The organism is Salipiger mucosus DSM 16094, from assembly GCF_000442255.1.
GTDB lineage: Bacteria > Pseudomonadota > Alphaproteobacteria > Rhodobacterales > Rhodobacteraceae > Salipiger > Salipiger mucosus.
This window is the reverse complement of record NZ_KE557290.1, coordinates 1-17,629: the sequence shown is the minus strand read 5'-3', so window position 1 is coordinate 17,629 and position 17,629 is coordinate 1. Positions and strand designations below refer to the sequence as shown.

Sequence of the window (17,629 nt, the reverse complement as noted above, 5' to 3'; positions counted from 1 at the left end):
ATGACCCGCATCGGGGTATGATCCGAACTCAGATTACAATCCCGTGATCCGGGTAACTTTTCCTGTGAGGCGTGTCCACACGCTACGGATGAAAGTTGATGACGATTTCATCGTCAAACGAGCTTTGACCAATATTTCATCCGGTGGGCTCCGACCCTGCCGAAGGTCGAAGCCTGAGAATGATATTTGGGTCGATTGAGGGCCGGATCAGCGCTTCCCTGGCAAGTGGGGTCAAGCCGTATCGCTCGACGTAGTCCACAAGCGCAGCCATGCACTTCTGGTCGAAATCGGTCTTGGCATCTTTATCCGTCATGTCGCCCCTCACCTGTCAGTCATCTCCAGATGAGGGGCCAGAAATCATTAACAGGGGATTAACATCCCCGGAATGGCGCAGAACGACGGCATGCCTCGGGATCGAGCCGAGACTTTCCGGCCGCCGTCACACGGCAGAGTGCATCGCATGTGCAAGGTGCCGACGACGCGGTCACAAGCCGCCGTCCGGGCCCCCTGCCCTGCCTTCGTAGTGATCCATGAGCTGTTCGAGCATGTCGTAGTAGCTGCGACGGTCAGCCTTGCACATGGCCCGGAAGCGATCGAGCACCGGACGCGGCCCTTTGAGATTGAGCTGCGCGTCCGCCGGTGCCTCGCGACTGGGAAACTGCGAAACTTCGTCCACGGCCTTGCGTGCCCCGGCTGACGGCGTGGGCGCCGAGCTGCGCGGGGCGAAATCGTCGAGATCATCGTCGTCGAAGCTTGGAATGGCAAGCGCCTCGCGGTTGGACATCAGGCCGCCCTCCCCGTCTCGCCGTTGCGGATGGCGCGGAGCTTGGCCACGACCTCGGCCCGGAAAGCCTCGATATTGGCCAGCGCCTTGTCGATCCCGTTGACCTGTTTCGGATCCATGCCAGCCACCGTGCCGCCCATGGAGAACATGGCGGCGAAGGCATCGCGCTCGTGGATCTCGGTGTCGAAGGTGTCGATCTGGTCGTTGTTGCGAAACTGCGCCGAGATGTGCCGTGCGGTGCGCGATTTGACCGCGGCGCGGCTCTGGGTGAAGAGCACGGAGTACGGGATGCGGCGGCGCAGGGCCTTCATGTCGCGGTGGATCTCCTGGATCACGTCGAGGGCCGCCTGGGCGTCCTGCTGCTGCTCCTTGAGCGGAACGATCACCAGGTCCGACTGGCTGATGGCATAGCTCATCAGGCGCGAGGCGGTACCCTCAAGATCTATGATGACAAAAGGATCGCGGCCGGCGGCCTCCTCGATCTCGTCGAGGATGGTCTTCTCGGAGGTGTTGGTGACGACCGAGAGCGTCTCGGGCCTGCCCGTCTTCTCCGCCCAGGTGGTGATCGGATGGCGCGGGTCGGCATCGATGATGGTCGTCGGGCGGGTTTCCGCGAGGGCGGAGGCCAGGAGCAAGGCGCTCGTGGTCTTGCCGCTCCCGCCCTTGGAGTTGGCGAAGGAGATGACGGGCATGGGAATGGATCCTGTTCTCGTGTCTGCTCTGTCTCGGTCCCGGCCTCTTTGCGAGGCTCTAGCGTACCGTAGCCTAGCATAAGGTAGGGTAGAGTACCAAAGGGTATGGTAGGGTACTTTAAGCTACCTACAGGTAGGGTAGAGTATGGTACCATATGCTACCTAAGGGTACTTTTAAGCTTCTGCAGAGGCTTGGGGTCGAAGACCCGACACCAGTCCGGGCGGCCCGGCCGCGGGGATGCCCGGGCCGCGCATCCCCGCTGATGGTTTTCGGATCAAGTCAGGCGGCTTCCAGCGTCCGTTCCATGCGCCGGCAGGCAATGCTCGACGCCCGCTTCTTCAGTAATGGGGCCGGAAGCTCCCGCAGGCCCGGCTTGCGGTGCGGCGGGCGCGGGGTTTCCCGCAGATAGGCGAGGATTTCCTCCGCATGGGTCCGGTTCCGAGCGATCAGGGTGTGGCCCTCGACGGTCCATTGCCAGAAGGCCGCCTGCGGCCAGCGGATCTGGACCGCCTGGAAGGTCTCGCACTTGGGGCATTCGAGCATGCCGCGATGGTTCAGGCGATAGCCGGGACCGACCTCGTTCGTCGTGCGATGGAACACCGGACTGTCGGTCTCGGGCTGCGTCCAGGAGAAGTGCTCGGGATAGAGCTCCTCGACGACGAGGCGCCCCCACAGGTGGGCGTTCTCGGGCACCACGGAAAAGCGCATCATGTGGGAGAAGCGGAAGGGTTCGTGAAACTGTGCGCGTCCTCCGCAAGTCGGACAGCACACGTCGATGTACTCTTTCTGCATAGACTAGACTCGTATAAAGGCGCCCCCGCCCTCAACTTAAAGGATATTTCTACCCGTGACTTGAGGCAATGCAGTTGCAGCAAGTCCATCGTGAATTCCCCATAAATTCCTTAATCACACTCGCCTATTCGGCCGCATTTTTGCCTTACCAAGGGTTGAGTCCGCATTCGGGAGTGACCGGAGTCCCGCTCAAACTCTGAGAGACCGGGAGTGGAGCGATGACCGGCACGCAAGGGTAGGGGACTTCCCCGAGCTTTAGGGGAACTTTAGCTGGCGTGGCATCGCAATCTGGGGTCTGATCCTGCCAGCCCTCCTGCGATGAAGGGCGTCACGAAGTTGTCGGTCATCGGCGAGCCCACGGAGACCCCGGGCAGATCCGGCAGGGCCGGCACCCCCAGAGACATCATCAGCGAGCGGAACGGATTCACCCGCATCTGCCGGTGGGCGATCTTCATGATCCGCAGCTTGTAGGCCCAGAACCAGGTGACCCCCATGCTCTCGGCATAGGGCCGGGTCCGGCCGGGCAGCAGGTCGGAGCATCAAGCCCATCGAGGTGAACGGATGGCCCATCCGTGTCGTATTCGCCTCGACGTTATGCGGGGTCGAGCGCGAGGCAGGGCGATTTTCGGGGGCGATACCCGGCTGCTCCTGGACCCCGGGCGTCGGTGATTGGACTGCATGATCGCTAGGGTTAATCCCTCGTTAAGGACTGCCATGCATTACTCCGGGCATGCAGCACAGGCAGAATGAGATGACGGGGAAGGGCAGGACGGCAGGTTTCGATGCCCGGTGCATGGTCGCGCTGCTGGACTACGTGGAGCGCTACGGGTTGACCCCGCTTGCCAGAGAGGCGCTGGTGCGGATGTCCCGGGAGAGGGCCGAGCCCGAGTGACACCCTGGGCGTCCCTGGCGCCCGTGAGGCGGGGAGGGGCACCGGCAAGACCGTGGCCCCCAGAAATCGACGGGGCCCAATCGTTGGGGAGCTCTCCCTGCCCCTTACTCTTGGGCTCCGCGGAGCCTCGTTCGGTCGCCGCGGGTTTCCGATGGGCCTCCGTTCATGCCCCGGCCCTGCCGTGGCCTGAACCAGTGGATCGGGAGCCGGGCCGTTCGTGGCTGAAGCATTGCTTCCGTTTGGGAAACAGTGATACTTTCGATATCCAGAGGGCCTGCAGTGACGGCTGCGGGGGCTGAACTGCCAGAAGAAAAGGGGGGGTAGCCATGGATGTCTGGACCGTCGCTGTCGCCCTGTATCTCGCGAGCACGGTCGTCGCCCTTTTTCTCACGTACCAGGAACAGAAGCGCCGAGGGCACAAGACACCGGTCTATACGGTAATCGGCTATGTCCTCTGTGCGGTCTGGCCCCTGGTCGCTGCCGTCATGGTGATCTTCTACAGGCCGCGCAAAGCCTGACTGTCAGACGCGTTCTGCCAAATGGCGCACGGGAATGGTCAGAGCTGTCATCTGGGGTGGCCGTATTGGTTGGCTCGAATATATCAGACGCGTCCGACCCCTTATCGATAACGAGGCCACCGTTCAGGCTGACCAAAACAAGAGATACGGCTTCCTGAAAATCCAAGTCAAAATTAGTAAGCCGTTTCCGGGAATATGTTGTCACGGATCCTGAAATCCTGATGGACAAATCGTTGACAGACCGATGATTTGAGAAGCATGGAACTGTTCTCGGTTTTTTTGTGTGGCCGGACCGTTGGGAACATAGCGCTCCTTCGAAAGGATTTTCCAACAGGCTCGCCTCCGGTCGAGGCTCGGGGCGCGCCGGATTCCAAGATTACGCAAGGTAATCCGGCGAAATCACGCCCCGCACGCACGACAAAACACCCGCCAGGAGCGGAGTGTCCGGGTCCGGGAGGGCCCGCGGGCGCGGGCCTAGAAGGGCGGGGGATCGCCCCGGGACAACACCACGAAGTCGCGCTGGGGGCCGTGCAAGATATCATGATCCATGGCCGGGCCCGGCCGGCGCCGTAGGGGGACCGAGGAGGTCGTCACGCGCTCCTTCCCGAGGATGTCGCAGACGGCATCCAGGACGTCCTGGTCGATGCTCAGCCGAGCCCGATACCTGGGGTCCTCGTGCGTCGCCCAGGCGTAGATATTCGCCGCCCGGGGCCTCAGCCACGCGTGCAGATCCCCGTCCGGGGCGAGGCTTCGCCGCCATGCCAGCATGCGCGTGTTGGTGTCGGTGGTGGGAGACACCACCCGAAAATACCGATCTCCCGCCGTATCCCGAGCGACCGGGTTCACGCGCCGGGGCCTTTTCGGCTCCGCCGCGCGGCGGCGCCGGTAGTCCTTGAAGGCCAGGGTCGCGACGAGCTGATCACGGTTCTCGATCACGCGGTGCACCCATTGCACGGCCTCCTTGCCCGCATCGCGCGGGACGCGGGGCGCCTTCGCGAGATAGCTGCGGAGGCGGTCCAGCTGGCGTACCTGCTGCGTGTTCACGTAGGCCTCCCGCGGGCCGCGGTTTCTGGGGAACAGGCCCTCGAAGCGGCGCCAGAGACGCGTCAGAACGCGCGTCCAGAGTGCCTTCACGCGCGCGGCGAAGGCTTTCAGCCGTTCCCGGGTGCCCGGACCGCGCGGCGCGCGCATGATGAGATGGTAATGCGCGTAGTCCATCCAGTCGCCCGTGTCGTCGTGCTCGCTGAGGGCGTGCTCTTCCCGCACCAGGACGATCTCGAAGCCTTCTGCGCTCCAGCCGTCGTCGCGGAGACGGCGGATGAGGGCCGAGAGCTCGGTCCTCGACATCGACAGGGCGTCGCGGACCTGCTCATGCGCAACCCCGACATGGAGCTTTTCCGGAAGGGCCGACAGGGTCATCATGTGCAGCGTCATCTCCGCCTTGTGCTGGCGATGCCAGTCGCCCAGCTGCTTCGTGACGGGATGGTAGTACTTCCGCGCCACCTGCGGGATCGTTGCAGATCCGCCGTAGTGGTCGACATCGACCGCGAGGCCCGCGCATTCGGAATAGAACCGCGCCTTCCCGGTGCGGGCCCGCACACCGATCTCCTCAAGGGCATCGGCGATCCACTCGGACTGCTCCCAGGTCTCGTACCGCCGCTCTGTCATGAACGGATCGCCCGCGAAATTCCCAGCGGGCCGCTCGAAATCCTGAAATGATCCACTGCCATCCGGCATCAAAAAAACCTTCTCTCTTTTTACGGAAAGAAGGTCGTGGGTGTCCGGACAGGGTCTTGAATAACGCTCGCGTGGGAGCTAAATAAAACCTGCAATCAGGACGGAGAGGCAACCTCCTTCCAAAATGACGGGTCATCGCTTGCCGGCGGTGGCCCGTTTTCTATCAATGACCCCGATCTACTGACCGGAGATCAATATTTCAAGAATGGATCCTGAAAGTTATCAGGTGGAAATGTTGACAATTACCCGTCGAAAGGCGCCGAATTGATTGGGCCCTGACATTTCCCGGGACCGCTTCGGCGACCGCCTGGTCCCGCCGGCCCCGTCACGGGGCAGAGGCCATCGACCGGCCTTCCTTGCGGATGCGGTAGACCGAGGCCACCCCGATCCGGAGGGTGTCGGCCACCTCCTGCGGGCCGAAGCCGGCGTCCAGCAGCTTCCAGACCGCTTTCCTGTCGAGGCGCTTCCTGCCGCCGCGGTACTTGCCCCGGCTCTTGGCGATCTCGATGCCCTCCAGCTGGCGCGCCCGGATATTGGCCCGCTCCATCTCGGCCAGCGCCCCCAGCATGGTCAGCATGAAGTCCGACATCGGGTCGGCGTTGTCGCCGGAGAAGGTCAGCCGCTCTTTTTCAAAAATCAGGACCGCGCCCACCGCCTTCACCCGCTCGACGATGTCCAGCAGGTCGCGCGTCGACCGGGCCAGGCGGTCGGTGGAGTAGACGTGCAGCTCGTCGCCCGGGCGCAGGCGCCCCAGGACGTTCTCGAGCTCGGGCCGGTTGGTTCCGCGGGCGCCGCTGATCTTCTCCTCGAAGACATTCGCCTCCGAAATCTCCGCAGGCAGGATCTGGCGGTCGAGCTTCTGGTCGACCGAGCTGACCCGGCGGTATCCATACTTCATCGATTACGCCCTTTCGTATCATATAAATCTATAACTTCGTTGATATGCGCTTTTATCATTCGAAAAACAACTCTCTTGATAGGTCAGGGCGCGCAGTCTATCGACAGCGCCCGGGGTATACCCATTTGATAGAGGCTCAGCCCGGATTTGGATGGGTCGCCTCCTCGGCGCGCTTCTGCGCTTTCATCTGCTGCGCCCACCGGGACAGGAAATACAGATCTGCCGGATCGAGCGGCTCGGGCGTCACCCGGGAGGCCGACATCGCGGTGGCCGCGGCGCTTCGGCAGGCCGCCCGTCTGAAATGCCCCTGGATCCGCCGGGTCGCTACGTTGGAGGGTCCGCGCGAAGATCCGTGAGCGCCGCGTGGATCCGGGCCTGCTGCGCTTTCATCTCCTCCAGCTCCTCGATCAGTGTTTTCAGAAGGCCCACGACCGGATCCTCCCGCCCGTCGGTGTCCATCGGCGCCTCCAAGGCCGATTGCAGATACCGGACCCCGTCCCGCGTCTCCGCCAGGATCTCCTGCTCTGCCGGGGTCAGGATCGATCTCCGGCCGGTGTGTTTCGCGGATGTGCTGGTCATGGACTGCGCCTCTCTCTGAAATTGCCTGGTCGATCTCCCGCTTTCGATAGGGCGACATGCGATGCAGGGCGCCCAGGACGTGGCCCCGGCCGGCGGTCAGGAGCCAGACGCCGGGCTTGTCGCCGGCTTTGACCTCGTATCCGGGCGTCACCGCGAGACGATCGAGGAAGCCGTGGACGTCGGCCCCCTTGGCGAGGGTCTTCATTTGCTGTCGGGCGGTGGGGAGAATCTCGGTATAGGGGGACGACCCGGTCGGGCGGCTGCCGGTCCCGCCCGGCCCGTTGCCGGCGCTGGTAGGACTGGTGCGCGCCGGCGGTGAAGGCGCTTCGCGGCCGCCAGGTTGCCGGGTCCGCGCCCGCCGCTTCGGCTCCCGCGGCGATGGCCGCATGCAAGGGCTTCAGGTCCAGGTCGGGCCGCTCCTCTTGCAGCGCCTTGATGACCGGCCTGTTGTGCCGGCCGGGGACGGGCGCATGCCCGAATTTCAGCTCGGCAAGCCGAGCCAGTTTTTCGTTGCGCAGGTGCGTCCAGCTGTCGTCGAGGTAGGCGCCCTCTTCGGAGACCTCGGGAAAGACGACGTGGTAGTGTTCCCCGTTGCCGTCGCCTTCGTCTGCGCGCGCCTTGGTGTGCCTGACGATGCAGACCAGCTCCTTGGAGCTCGCGGGAACCTCGAACTCCCGCATGTAGTCGCCGACCATTTCTGCCAGCTGCGCGGTGGAAAGGCGCTCGTTCGACGCGATGATCTGGTGCCGCATGGCGTAGCGCGCGCCGGCGATGGTGGCGAGGTCGGCCATGGTGTCGAGAGCGTCCTCGGATCCCGCGATCCAGTCGACGCGCTCGTTCTCGCCGGGGCTCGCCAGGTAGGCAATCGCCTTGCCGGCGTCGGAGGGCGGGATCCGGGTGGTTTTCAGGATCATGGATCCCGTGCTCCGGACATCTCGGAGCGGATCTCGTGCAGGAGATCCAGGAGCGCGTCGCAAGACAGGTGAAGCGTGGTGAACAGCTCTTCCGACAGGAGGCTGGATTTCCGCGCCTCGTTGATCCGCTTGACCGCCTGGTTGAGATTGTTGCCGGCGCGGCCGAGGTCACCCGCGAAGGAGAGGGCGGCGAGCTGGGACGGCGTGAGATTCCGGGACCTCGGCGACCGGATCCTGGGGGCCGGCGTGTCGAGATCATACTGTTGGATCAGGATTTCGCGGATCCGCGAGGTCGGCGAGATGCCTCTGCGTTTCGCCTCCGATGCGATCCTGGCGTAGAGATCGGGCGTCATCCGGAGACCGATCTGCCGCGTTTGTCGTCGTCGTTCAGATGCGCTCATTCGAAATCCCTCGCAGGCAACAGCAGGCGGCCAACACGGGGTCCACGGGGCGGAGCCCCTGGCCAGCTGCGCGCGGCCGGCGCAGCCCCGAAGGGGCTGTGGCGGGTAGCGAGCACGGCTGGCTACAGACCGTGACCAACCAGGGAAGTTGCAGGGAAGACGCGCGATACAAGCCCCGTCAGCAAAAAATCGAATGAACTTGGCCCGCGTCTTCCCACATCGTCACGACATCATCTCGATGTTCGGAAACCGCAGGTCAAATCACCTTAAATCAAGGCAATGTACGGTGATTTTAGATGATTTGGGGTACGCGATTGTGGAAACGGGTCCCATTCATGCAGCATGAGAAGCCAGATGAGATACTACGGCATCTCGTCGGGGACGAATGATCATGATTTCTGGACTGGTACTGAAGTCGCCGGTCTACAATTGATCGACTGCGTTCACTACCAAGTCTGGCCACTCCTCGCCGACGTCATGGTGTTCATCTACAAGTCGACCAAAGTCTGAGACGACGTTGGGGGGCAGGCCGAACACCCTACTTGATCAGTAAGTCCTCTGGCGACTTCCCGGCCTCAACCGCCTCAATGAACCAAGCAGGTTTCCGGCCTCGACCTGTCCAAGTGAGTTCGGAGTTTTCCGGGTGCTGGTATTTCGGCACGCCCTTGCTTCGCTTGGAGGTCGGTGCATCCGCTACCTCGGACAGGCTGAACCCCATTTCACGCACCACGGCTTCGGCCGCTGCCCGTGCCTCTTTCTTTCTGCGTGCCTCGAACGTCTCGATAGCCTTCGAGACATCCTTTTGAAGTTGCTTGAGCTCATCCAGGGACAGCTCTTCGAGATTGACTGATGCCATGTCTTTCCTCCTGACTTTGATCGGCCAAGTAACACAGCGGAGTTGTCTTGCAACCGCCAGGGGCCTGCCTCGTCAATGCGTCCTATTCGGAACCGTTTCGATCCAGCCAAGATGCCACATTAATTGGCGATCAGGGTATCCACCATTCGGGTTTTGGTTACCGATTTTGGGTAGCCTTACCCCGAACGCAAAATCACGAAGAGCCAGATCGCTGCGGATGGGTAAGGTGTCGGGAAATACACACACATCCGTCCTGATGGATCGGGATTCACACACGCTTGGGAGCAGAAAATTCGGGAAACACACACGGTCATGGTCCCCAAAACCGCGTAGATGAGGGCAAGAAGTGACCTTTTTTACGGTTTCGAGCGACCCTGAAGCCCTTGTCCGCCTGACCCGGGAAACACACACGGCCTTTCGGGATTCACACACATCGGCAGCAGGGGCAGCAGGGGCGGCCAGGCAAGACGCTTTGATATCTCAATGCCTCGGCAGGGGGCCGGCAGAAGAGGAGATGCGAAACTCTCTGTGAGGGTGTCCTGCAGCGAGAGATCGAAGTTCGGGGTTTCAGGTACCGCGTGACCGGATCGCTCGATGGGGCAATTCAGGGCGTGGGTGATCTCACGAAAACCGCCTGAGTGTGGGTGAAATCACGAGACCTGGCACACGGTGTGTGAAATGACGAAGACCCGATCGCCGCGGAGTCCAGCTCTGACCGCTGCGATCATCTCATGGCTCAGAACCCTTTGAGGCTTAGCCAGAGGAAGCGAGGCAGTCTCTGGTTGGGCGGCAGGGTAGGGCCATTTCAGTGGGGCACTCATAGGTAGCGTGGCTTCGTCATTTCACACACCAAGGCGTCCCCACAGGAGTGGCTTACCCCTGGTTCTGAAACTCTGTGCGGCTCTCAGGGCCGGCCTCGCTTCTCGAACCACTTCTTGCAGAAGCCCAGAAAAGCTCGGTTGGGGTCGCGCGGGGCGTCAAACCCGCCGTCAGCCATCCAGATCCGCCATTCCCTTTCCAGGTAGTGCACGTCCCAGCCCGGGGCATTCTCTCGCGCTCGGTCGTGGATCTCCGGATCGAGGCGTATCCCGGGAAGGGCAGGGGGCTCGGGCTTTTCAACCACGGTGCCGCGGTTGCTGAAGATCACCATGTCCCGGTCATCCAGAAACGAGACGCTGTAATCAGGCAGGTGATCGTACTCGACCAGATTGCGGACCATCTGCCGAAACCTCTTCAACGGGCTTTGCGAGCCGGTCTTCTTCAGGAGGGCCGGGAGGCTGATACGCCACTCGTCCTGACGCCCGCAGTGCTTTCGCGCGATCTCGTATACGCGGCGCTCCAAGGGCTTGCGAAGCCTGAAATAATCCCGATGCAGGGTAAGGACTTCATGGGAGCGGATCGCGTTGAATACCCAGTCCGAGAGCTTGACTTCGCACCACAGCAGACGGCCATCCAGCCCGTGCTTGCGCCGCACCGAAGCGGTCTCGATCAGTCCAAAGGTGTCGTATTGCTCCTCGTCCCCGGTTCGGATGTTGGTGCTGATACGGGTGCCCGAGAGCCGGTCTATTGCCTCCACGAGCGCCTGGTAGTCTTTGCCGGCCGTTCCTCGATTGGTGAAGATAAGGAGGTCCCGCGAATTGATCCGGACTCTTGGGGAAACCTCTTCCCCCGCCTTCAACCCCGCCATGATCTGCGAAATGCAGTAGATCAGGATGTCCTTGTCGTAGATCGTCGCCAAGCCTTTGACACTCGGCGTGATTTCGATCCAGCACCCATTCTGCTCGTAGCGGCGGATACTCGTCTCGGGCTTTTTCGAGAGCGCGTAGAAGGGATGCTCCATGTGCGCCATCATGTCCTTGAGGACAGCATCGGCAACATCGCAGATGAACAAGTCATGCTGCGGATGTCGGTCGGGCAGAAGCGGAGACGTGGCATGCCCCGGTGCGGTGCTCTGCACCGAGAGACCAAGATTCGGGGTTTCAGTTACCATGCACCTACATTCGGGGTTTTAGTTACCCACGTCAAGATTCGTGGTATCGGTTACCGCGTTCGGGGTTTTAGTTACCTCTGCCCGGATTCGGGGTTTTAGTTACCGCTCCTCAGGATTCGGGGTTTTAGTTACCAAAGTTCGGGGTTTTAGGTACCAAGATTCGGGGTTTTAGGTACCTTTTAGGTGAAAATAGGCAGATTATCTAAGCCATCTCAGTAGGTTGGATGCCTGTGGATAACCCTTAACACAGACTCTAACACATATTTAACACATGCATCCTGGTTCACACATCATGGCCACAGCCGCGACCAGTCGGCAGCGGGGACGTATCTTCGTCATTTCACCCACCACCTGGAAGGCTTCAGCCTTCCTAGAGTGCCCCTCCGGAGAAAGATCCCGCGTGTGTAAACCGACGATAGACCCTGCTGCGTGTGTGAACCGGCGAAGACATGACCCGTCCGAGCAACGATCCTCGACCCGGACGACTGTTCCTCAGCAAACGTCCTATCGACCTGGGTTCCTAGAGCGACAAAGCTTTTATCGGTTCCTTAAACGACGAACCCGGTTCCTAAACCGCCAAAGCCACCCTCATCCATGAGCCCTCTCAAAAACGGTCGTTTTCGAGAGGGCAGCTCCCTGGTTCGGCTAGGTCTCAAGTGCCAAGAGAAAAATCCTCTCGAAACTGTATCTTGAAACCTATCTCTCGTATATGCTGAGGAAAGATGAGTTTCGAGAGAATGTGCCATGCGTGTCGGCTACGCCCGGGTCTCGACCCAGGACCAGAAACCCGAGTTGCAGCTCGACGCTCTAACGAAGGCAGGGTGTGAGAAGGTCTTCGTGGAAAAGGCCTCGGGGGCGCAGCGGGACCGGCCCGAGTTGAAAGCTGCCATCGACTACATGCGCGAGGGGGACACCCTCGTCGTCTGGAAGCTCGACCGCCTGGCACGATCCATGAAACAGCTCATCGAGACGGTAGAAGGGTTGGACGCGCGCGGCATCGGGTTTCGCTCGATCACCGAGGCGATCGATAGCACCACGCCAGGGGGCAAGCTGGTGTTTCACATCTTCGGGGCGCTGGCCGAGTTCGAACGTTCGATCATTCGCGAACGCACCTCCGCCGGCCTCGAGGCAGCCCGATCCAGGGGACGAACGGGAGGGCGGCCTCCCAAGCTGACAGAGAGCGACCTGCGCGCCGCACGGGCCATGCTGCAGGACGGCTCGATCACCGTGACCGATGTGGCGAAACAGCTGCGCGTCTCGCCCGCCACGCTCTATCGTCACATGCCTGCGGCCCGATCGAGATCGAGTGCCTGACGTCCCGGATCACCCTGAGAGAGCGACCAGAAACAGGGGAGCCAGAATCACGAGAAGCATGATCAGCCCCCAGAACGGTCGGCGATTGTAGGGCGGCGCATCCTGGTAACAATCTCCACACTGCGCTTGACCGAAGCGCAGCTTGTGGCCGCAGTACCGACAGAAAAAGACTCTCTTTTTTCCGAACATCACACTGTCCAAACCCGCTAAATTGCGAATGGCACTCATCACTCCGACCATGGGTCACCATGAGAAATGGTCGGATATCTATGTGGGGGTGTGACAGTCGGCGGGATGATCGGCAAGTTTCCGCTCGTACATACTCCTATACCACAGGGCGCTTCGCTGACGAATTGCCCTGTGAGGATCGAATTGCCCGAAGGATGTGCTTCCGCTGCAAGTGCATGGCCCCCCGGGGTGAAATCTCGGTCCGAGGCTTGGGCACGTCGAGGACCTTGCCGTGGTTATTCCGGCGTCCGTAATCTTGAACGCACGTCTTTCTAGGAAGCTCAGTGGTCAGGGGCGGCATTGGACGAGATATTGCAGCGCTGGGTTCAACAGGTGGATGGCACCTACCTGCTGGTAGGTCTCTTCCTGGGGCTCTTTCTGCTCGCCTTCCTCCTGGTTCGCTTTCTGGTGAGCTGGCTGTTTTCGAGCCGGGCAAGACACCAGGCCTCCGCAAGGGTTATCCCGATGCGGAGGAGAGGGGCCTGGTTCCGCTGGGGAAAATCCAAGCGAAGATATCGCTGGCGGGCGCCAAGTCCGTTGTGGCTGGTCGTTCTGGCAGTGGCGCTGGCTGTGTCGTTCCGGTCCGACATCTGGCCCGAGTTCGGGGGAAAGCATGTCCTGACGGGGCGTGTCACGCATGTGCGGGATGGCGATACCATCGAGGTGAGCGGGCGGGCGATCCGCCTCAACGGGCTGACCTGTGACGAGCGGAACACGCCCCTGGGAGACAGGGCGACAGCGGTTATGAGGGGCCTTGTCGCGGGCCGGGTGCTGCGCTGCGAGTTCAACGGAGATCGCACCTACGACCGGGAGGTCGGCCGCTGCGCACTGTCGAACGGCCAGGACATCGGGGCGGTCCTGATCTCGCAAAGGCTCTGCGGGCGGTGCGCCAGGTACGATCCGCTCAGGACCTACGCAGCTGTCCAGCGCGAGGCGGGGCGGTTTCGCGGGGCCATGCCCGGATACTGCTTCGCCCTGTGGTAGCCATGAGCTGACCGACAGGATCGGCACACAGGGCCGGCTGATTTTTCAGGCAGGATCGGAGGCGTTGTGGGATTATGGCCACGTCCCGGCATGGGAAATGGCCTCAACCGGGGGCGCAGGGTTTGCATTTCCTCCCCTTATGCCGTGAGGGTACGCCGCAAGATCAGAAGAAGATTGGGGCGGACCGGGTTCCGGAATGCGTTGAGTGATCTCTGCGCCGGTGGCTCGGGACAACGCACCGAACGGCGGAGTTCCGGATGTTGTTTCCGAGACGCGGGTTTCGAGGGCCCCGGATGAAAACCCATGCGGTGCGGTTCACTGCCGCGCTCTGCCTGCTGCCGATCGGTGCCCAGCAGGCGGTGCCGCAGGAGAGAGTCTGGACACGCCCCACGCTCAATTTCATGGGTGTGCCCGGGTTGATCGACATGCCCACGGGCCACCAGATGCAGGATGCGGATCTCAGTCTGTCTCTGGGGGGATTCGAGAAAACCCGTCGGGCAACGTTGCATTTCCAGATTACACCGCGGCTTTCCGGCGTGTTTCGTTACGTGAACCTCGAAGGGTACAATCAGGTCAGGGATCAGTACTATGATCGCAGTTTTGACCTGCGCTACCTGCTGATGGAGGAAACAGCGCGGCGCCCGGCGGTGTCGGTCGGGCTTCAGGACTTTGGCGGCACGGGCATCTACGCCGGTGAATACGTAGCCGCGACCAAGACCTTCGGGCGACTGCGGGCGACGGGCGGCCTTGGCTGGGGCCGGTTCGGTAGTTTTAACGGCATCCGCAATCCGCTGGCCGTGCTGGACAACCGTTTCGAAGATCGAGCCGACCAGAGCGGGGGCATTTCGGAAACCGGTCAGTTGGATGCCGACCAGTGGTTCCAAGGCGACGCCGCGTTCTTCGGCGGCCTGCAATACCGCGTCAACGACAAGCTGACCCTGACGGCGGAGTATTCCTCGGACGCCTACGAGGCCGAGTCCGAGAACATCGGGTTCGACCGCGAGTCGCCGCTCAACTTCGGCGCCACGTGGAGGTTCGACAACGGGGTGTCACTGACCGGCGCCTATCTCTACGGGTCCACGGTCGCGGTGAACCTGAGCTACACCTTCAACCCGAAGTCGCCTGGGACCCTGCCGGGCGGAACCGGGCGTGCGCCGCTGCCGGTCACGGTGCGGCCGGCGGGGGCGGCGGGAGATCTCGGCTGGACGCAGCGCTCGGGCGTCGCGGATACCCTGCAGACCAGTGTTTCCGAGGCTCTGGCCGACGAGGGCCTGTTGCTCGACGCGATATCGGTGAGTGCCCGTGAGGCCGAAGTGCGCTTCCGCAACCCGACTTACATGAACGGCGCGCAGGCACTGGGACGGGCGGCGCGCGTTCTCTCGCGACTGCCGCCCTCGATCGAGACGATCGCGCTGGTGCCTGTGACCGCCAGCGGACTGCCGGTCTCGCGCGTGATCGTGCGCCGCGGCGATCTCGAGGAGCTGGAACACGCACCCGACGGATCGTGGCAGATGTTCGCGCGCGCCGGGTTCGAGGATGCGCATCCAGTCGCGGAAGACGCGGTCGCGCCAGAGGGCCGCTTTCCGATCTTCCGCTGGGGTGTTGGGCCCTACCTGAGCTCCGCGATCTTCGATCCCGACGAGCCATTTCGCATCGACGGCGGGATCGAGGTCAGCGCCTCGTTCGAGCCGACGCCCGGACTGGTGTTCTCCGGCGCCGTTCGCCACCGGCTGGCTGGCAATGTCGAGGATCTGCCGGCATCGAACTCGGTCCTGCCGCGCGTGCGTAGTGAGGTTGGGCTCTACGCACAGGAGGGCGAGACGGCGCTGACCAACCTGACGGCAGCCCGGTATTTCCGCCCGGGCAAGGACTTCTACGGCCGGGTGACCGCGGGTTATCTCGAGCCCATGTTCGGCGGCCTTTCGGGCGAGCTTCTGTGGAAGCCCGTCGACAGCCGCATCGGCGTCGGGCTCGAAATGAATTACGCGCGCAAGCGGGCCTACGACCAGGGGTTCGATTTTCAGGACTACGACATCCTGACAGGCCATCTCTCGACCTATGTCGAGGGGCGCAACGGCTTCCAGTACCAGGTCGACGCGGGCCGCTATCTTGCCGGGGACTGGGGCGCGACCCTGTCGGTCGGGCGCGAGTTCGACAACGGCGTACGGCTGGGTGCCTTCGCCACCTTCACGGACGTGTCCTTCGACGACTTCGGCGAGGGTTCTTTCGACAAGGGCTTCCGGATCGAGATCCCGCTATCGATATTTTCCGGCCAGCCGTCGAAGGAGACGCTGGCACGGACGGTGCGTCCGACCCAGCGGGACGGCGGTGCGCGTCTGTCGGTACCCGGACGGCTCTACGAGAGCGTCCGCGGCTACCACCGCTCCGACCTGCAATCCGAATGGGGGCGGTTCTGGAGATGAAGCACAGCCTTTGGATGGCACTGGCCGCCCTCGCTCTGACGGCGGCTTGCGGCAACGACGGCCGGTGGGAAGGGGTCCGCCTGGGGCTGGCCGAGCTTGGTTCCCTGGTCGCGCAGGAGGGGCCCCAGGCGGATATGCGTGACATACTGACCCCGCAGGCGATTGCCCAGGTCGACGGGCCCGTGATCTTCGCAGAGATTCCCGAGCGCGAGGCGCAGGCAACCATGTTCGTGGCCGCGGAGAACGGGGGCGTGCGAAATTGGCAGACGCAGGACCGCATCGCGCTGAACATGGTCGATGGAGTGCTTACGGGTACGCGCGGACTGGGCGGCGACCTGATGAGTTCCGACCTGGCGCAGGCCTTCGAGGCCCTTCGTGGTGGTCGCGGCCGGGCTGTACGCGTGCACCGCTACCTCGACGGTGAGGACCACCTTAACAGTAGCGCCTTCGTCTGCGATTTCCGGCGCGAGTCCGGCGTTGCGGCCAGCACGGCGTTTCGCAGCTTCCGCGCTTTGCACGTGGTCGAGGACTGCATCAACCCGGACCGCGATTTCGAGAATCACTACTGGTTCGACAATGGCGGAACCCTGCGGAAATCGGTCCAGTGGGTCGGTCCGGAGGTTGGCTACCTGAAAATCGAGCTCCTGAAAGATGAATGATTTTTCAATTTCGGGAATCTGTGGGATTGCGGATGCGTTCAAGGACGCACGCATTGCGGGATTGCCGCAAATGCGCTATCGGTCGGACAACCCTCAAGAGGAGTACGATCATGACTCACTCGACTATCTTCGGCACCGTCGCCGCAGCGACTGTCGCGCTCGCCTCCGCAGCGGGAGCTCAGGGCACCGAAACGGGCGGCACGGCAGCGACCACAACCGGCACGACGACGGCCACTACGACTGCGACGACCACGGCGGCAACGACCGCCGCAACCACGACCGCCGCGACAACGGGCATCATGGGGACGCTCGGCACTGTGGGTACGCTGGGAGCCGTTGCCGGTGTCACTGCGGTATCTGCGGCAATTGCGAGCGGCGGCAGTTCTTCGTCGTCGACGTCGACAACAACGCCATCGACGTTCTTCGTGGACTGACGACAGGCGTGACATTCGATTTTAGAAGGGGACGGAACGGTTGGCGTTCCGTCCCCTTTTTCATGGGTTAGCAGCGCCCATGCGGCCAAGACGAGAACCAGAAGCCGCATTCAGATGGAATTGAGGGTAGGGTAAGACATGATCCGGACGATTCTGACCGCCTGCGTACTGCTGGCCCTGGCGGGCTGTGACGTTGTCTATCAATCGCCCAAGGTGAACCCCGTTCGCAACGGCGACACCAAGGTGCGCGTCGCCGAGATTACGCCGCAAAGCGTACTGGTTGCCAACCGCTCGACCTATAGCCCGCAGCAGCTGCCGGCCGTGTTCTTCCAGACCGCCGGGGCGCCGAGCGCCACGCGCGGGGCAGGGGCCGTGCCCGACCCGGTCTTTCAATCGCGCGCCCGGCCCGGCGGGCTCGAGACGCGGCTGCCGCCGCCGGTCTCGCCCGGGCCCTACCGCGTGGGCATCGGCGATGTCGTCCTGCTGGCCACGCCGCAGACCGGTTCGACCGTCGAGCAGCTGACCGGGCTTCT

At 62.5% G+C, this 17,629-nt stretch carries 19 protein-coding genes and 1 pseudogene; 7 read left to right on the top strand and 13 right to left on the bottom strand.

The genetic code is table 11. The features are described from left to right. Nucleotides 1-136: 136 nt before the first annotated feature. The 5 genes from SALMUC_RS30225 to SALMUC_RS26565 all read right to left on the bottom strand — a co-directional run bounded on the left by SALMUC_RS30225 (nucleotide 137) and on the right by SALMUC_RS26565 (nucleotide 2,763). On the bottom strand, nucleotides 137-313 hold the full coding sequence (locus SALMUC_RS30225; protein WP_156883666.1) for a hypothetical protein: 177 nt from the start codon (nucleotides 311-313) through the stop codon (nucleotides 137-139). A gap of 171 nt (nucleotides 314-484) precedes the next feature. Then, entirely contained in the window at nucleotides 485-784 is a 300-nt protein-coding gene (locus SALMUC_RS26580; protein ID WP_020041612.1) for a hypothetical protein, read from the bottom strand. Next, nucleotides 784-1,476, bottom strand: coding sequence for an AAA family ATPase (locus SALMUC_RS26575; RefSeq protein WP_020041613.1), 693 nt, complete (start codon nucleotides 1,474-1,476; stop codon nucleotides 784-786). The genes SALMUC_RS26580 and SALMUC_RS26575 overlap by 1 nt, the downstream gene beginning before the upstream one ends. 280 nt (nucleotides 1,477-1,756) lie before the next feature. Beyond that, a complete protein-coding gene (locus SALMUC_RS26570; protein WP_245584755.1) occupies nucleotides 1,757-2,269 on the bottom strand; it encodes a hypothetical protein in 513 nt (170 codons plus the stop codon). Between the two features lie 266 nt (nucleotides 2,270-2,535). Continuing rightward, nucleotides 2,536-2,763, bottom strand: coding sequence for a hypothetical protein (locus SALMUC_RS26565; RefSeq protein WP_020041615.1), 228 nt, complete (start codon nucleotides 2,761-2,763; stop codon nucleotides 2,536-2,538). Between the two features lie 724 nt (nucleotides 2,764-3,487). Here SALMUC_RS26565 and SALMUC_RS26560 point away from each other — a divergent pair. Next, nucleotides 3,488-3,679, top strand: coding sequence for a hypothetical protein (locus SALMUC_RS26560; RefSeq protein ID WP_020041617.1), 192 nt, complete (start codon nucleotides 3,488-3,490; stop codon nucleotides 3,677-3,679). A 474-nt stretch (nucleotides 3,680-4,153) separates the two neighbouring features. Here the strand turns inward: SALMUC_RS26560 and SALMUC_RS26550 are convergent, their stop codons facing one another. The 5 genes from SALMUC_RS26550 to SALMUC_RS26530 all read right to left on the bottom strand — a co-directional run bounded on the left by SALMUC_RS26550 (nucleotide 4,154) and on the right by SALMUC_RS26530 (nucleotide 8,208). Then, nucleotides 4,154-5,347 (bottom strand): hypothetical protein, encoded by a 1,194-nt coding sequence (locus tag SALMUC_RS26550; RefSeq protein ID WP_156883665.1) that lies wholly within the window; start codon nucleotides 5,345-5,347, stop codon nucleotides 4,154-4,156. A 394-nt stretch (nucleotides 5,348-5,741) separates the two neighbouring features. Beyond that, the gene (locus SALMUC_RS26545; RefSeq protein ID WP_020041619.1) at nucleotides 5,742-6,314 is read right to left on the bottom strand and encodes a recombinase family protein; all 573 of its coding nucleotides are present in this window, start codon (nucleotides 6,312-6,314) and stop codon (nucleotides 5,742-5,744) included. 324 nt (nucleotides 6,315-6,638) lie between these two features. Further along, a complete protein-coding gene (locus SALMUC_RS26540) occupies nucleotides 6,639-6,893 on the bottom strand; it encodes a hypothetical protein (protein ID WP_021121053.1) in 255 nt (84 codons plus the stop codon). After that, nucleotides 6,890-7,807: a hypothetical protein gene (locus tag SALMUC_RS26535; RefSeq protein WP_021121052.1), complete on the bottom strand. Its 918-nt coding sequence runs from the start codon at nucleotides 7,805-7,807 to the stop codon at nucleotides 6,890-6,892. Before SALMUC_RS26535 ends, SALMUC_RS26540 begins: the two co-directional genes overlap by 4 nt. Continuing rightward, nucleotides 7,804-8,208: a plasmid mobilization protein gene (locus tag SALMUC_RS26530; RefSeq protein ID WP_021121051.1), complete on the bottom strand. Its 405-nt coding sequence runs from the start codon at nucleotides 8,206-8,208 to the stop codon at nucleotides 7,804-7,806. Before SALMUC_RS26530 ends, SALMUC_RS26535 begins: the two co-directional genes overlap by 4 nt. Nucleotides 8,209-8,562: 354 nt before the next feature. On the opposite strand from SALMUC_RS26530, the gene SALMUC_RS30220 reads away from it, so the two are divergent. After that, the gene (locus SALMUC_RS30220) at nucleotides 8,563-8,718 is read left to right on the top strand and encodes a hypothetical protein (protein WP_020041622.1); all 156 of its coding nucleotides are present in this window, start codon (nucleotides 8,563-8,565) and stop codon (nucleotides 8,716-8,718) included. 28 nt (nucleotides 8,719-8,746) lie between these two features. Here the strand turns inward: SALMUC_RS30220 and SALMUC_RS26525 are convergent, their stop codons facing one another. Both SALMUC_RS26525 and SALMUC_RS26520 read right to left on the bottom strand, forming a co-directional pair. Beyond that, nucleotides 8,747-9,064 carry an H-NS histone family protein gene (locus tag SALMUC_RS26525; RefSeq protein WP_020041623.1) on the bottom strand — a complete coding sequence of 106 codons (318 nt, stop codon included), beginning with the start codon at nucleotides 9,062-9,064 and terminating at the stop codon, nucleotides 8,747-8,749. Between the two features lie 904 nt (nucleotides 9,065-9,968). After that, the gene (locus SALMUC_RS26520) at nucleotides 9,969-11,054 is read right to left on the bottom strand and encodes a replication initiator protein A (protein ID WP_021121050.1); all 1,086 of its coding nucleotides are present in this window, start codon (nucleotides 11,052-11,054) and stop codon (nucleotides 9,969-9,971) included. A 744-nt stretch (nucleotides 11,055-11,798) separates the two neighbouring features. Between SALMUC_RS26520 and SALMUC_RS26515 the strand changes: the two genes are divergently transcribed. The 4 genes from SALMUC_RS26515 to SALMUC_RS26500 all read left to right on the top strand — a co-directional run bounded on the left by SALMUC_RS26515 (nucleotide 11,799) and on the right by SALMUC_RS26500 (nucleotide 16,662). Beyond that, nucleotides 11,799-12,368 (top strand): recombinase family protein, encoded by a 570-nt coding sequence (locus tag SALMUC_RS26515; protein ID WP_020041625.1) that lies wholly within the window; start codon nucleotides 11,799-11,801, stop codon nucleotides 12,366-12,368. A gap of 540 nt (nucleotides 12,369-12,908) precedes the next feature. Next, a complete protein-coding gene (locus SALMUC_RS28615; protein ID WP_156883664.1) occupies nucleotides 12,909-13,580 on the top strand; it encodes a thermonuclease family protein in 672 nt (223 codons plus the stop codon). Between the two features lie 293 nt (nucleotides 13,581-13,873). After that, nucleotides 13,874-16,003, top strand: coding sequence for a YjbH domain-containing protein (locus SALMUC_RS26505; protein ID WP_020041627.1), 2,130 nt, complete (start codon nucleotides 13,874-13,876; stop codon nucleotides 16,001-16,003). A gap of 14 nt (nucleotides 16,004-16,017) precedes the next feature. Next, the gene (locus SALMUC_RS26500; RefSeq protein WP_245584754.1) at nucleotides 16,018-16,662 is read left to right on the top strand and encodes a YjbF family lipoprotein; all 645 of its coding nucleotides are present in this window, start codon (nucleotides 16,018-16,020) and stop codon (nucleotides 16,660-16,662) included. A gap of 178 nt (nucleotides 16,663-16,840) precedes the next feature. Here SALMUC_RS26500 and SALMUC_RS30215 read toward each other — a convergent pair whose 3' ends face one another. Beyond that, nucleotides 16,841-17,206: a hypothetical protein gene (locus tag SALMUC_RS30215; RefSeq protein ID WP_156883662.1), complete on the bottom strand. Its 366-nt coding sequence runs from the start codon at nucleotides 17,204-17,206 to the stop codon at nucleotides 16,841-16,843. A gap of 28 nt (nucleotides 17,207-17,234) precedes the next feature. Here SALMUC_RS30215 and SALMUC_RS26490 point away from each other — a divergent pair. Next, a pseudogene (locus SALMUC_RS26490) lies at nucleotides 17,235-17,629 on the top strand (polysaccharide biosynthesis/export family protein); the annotation flags it as partial.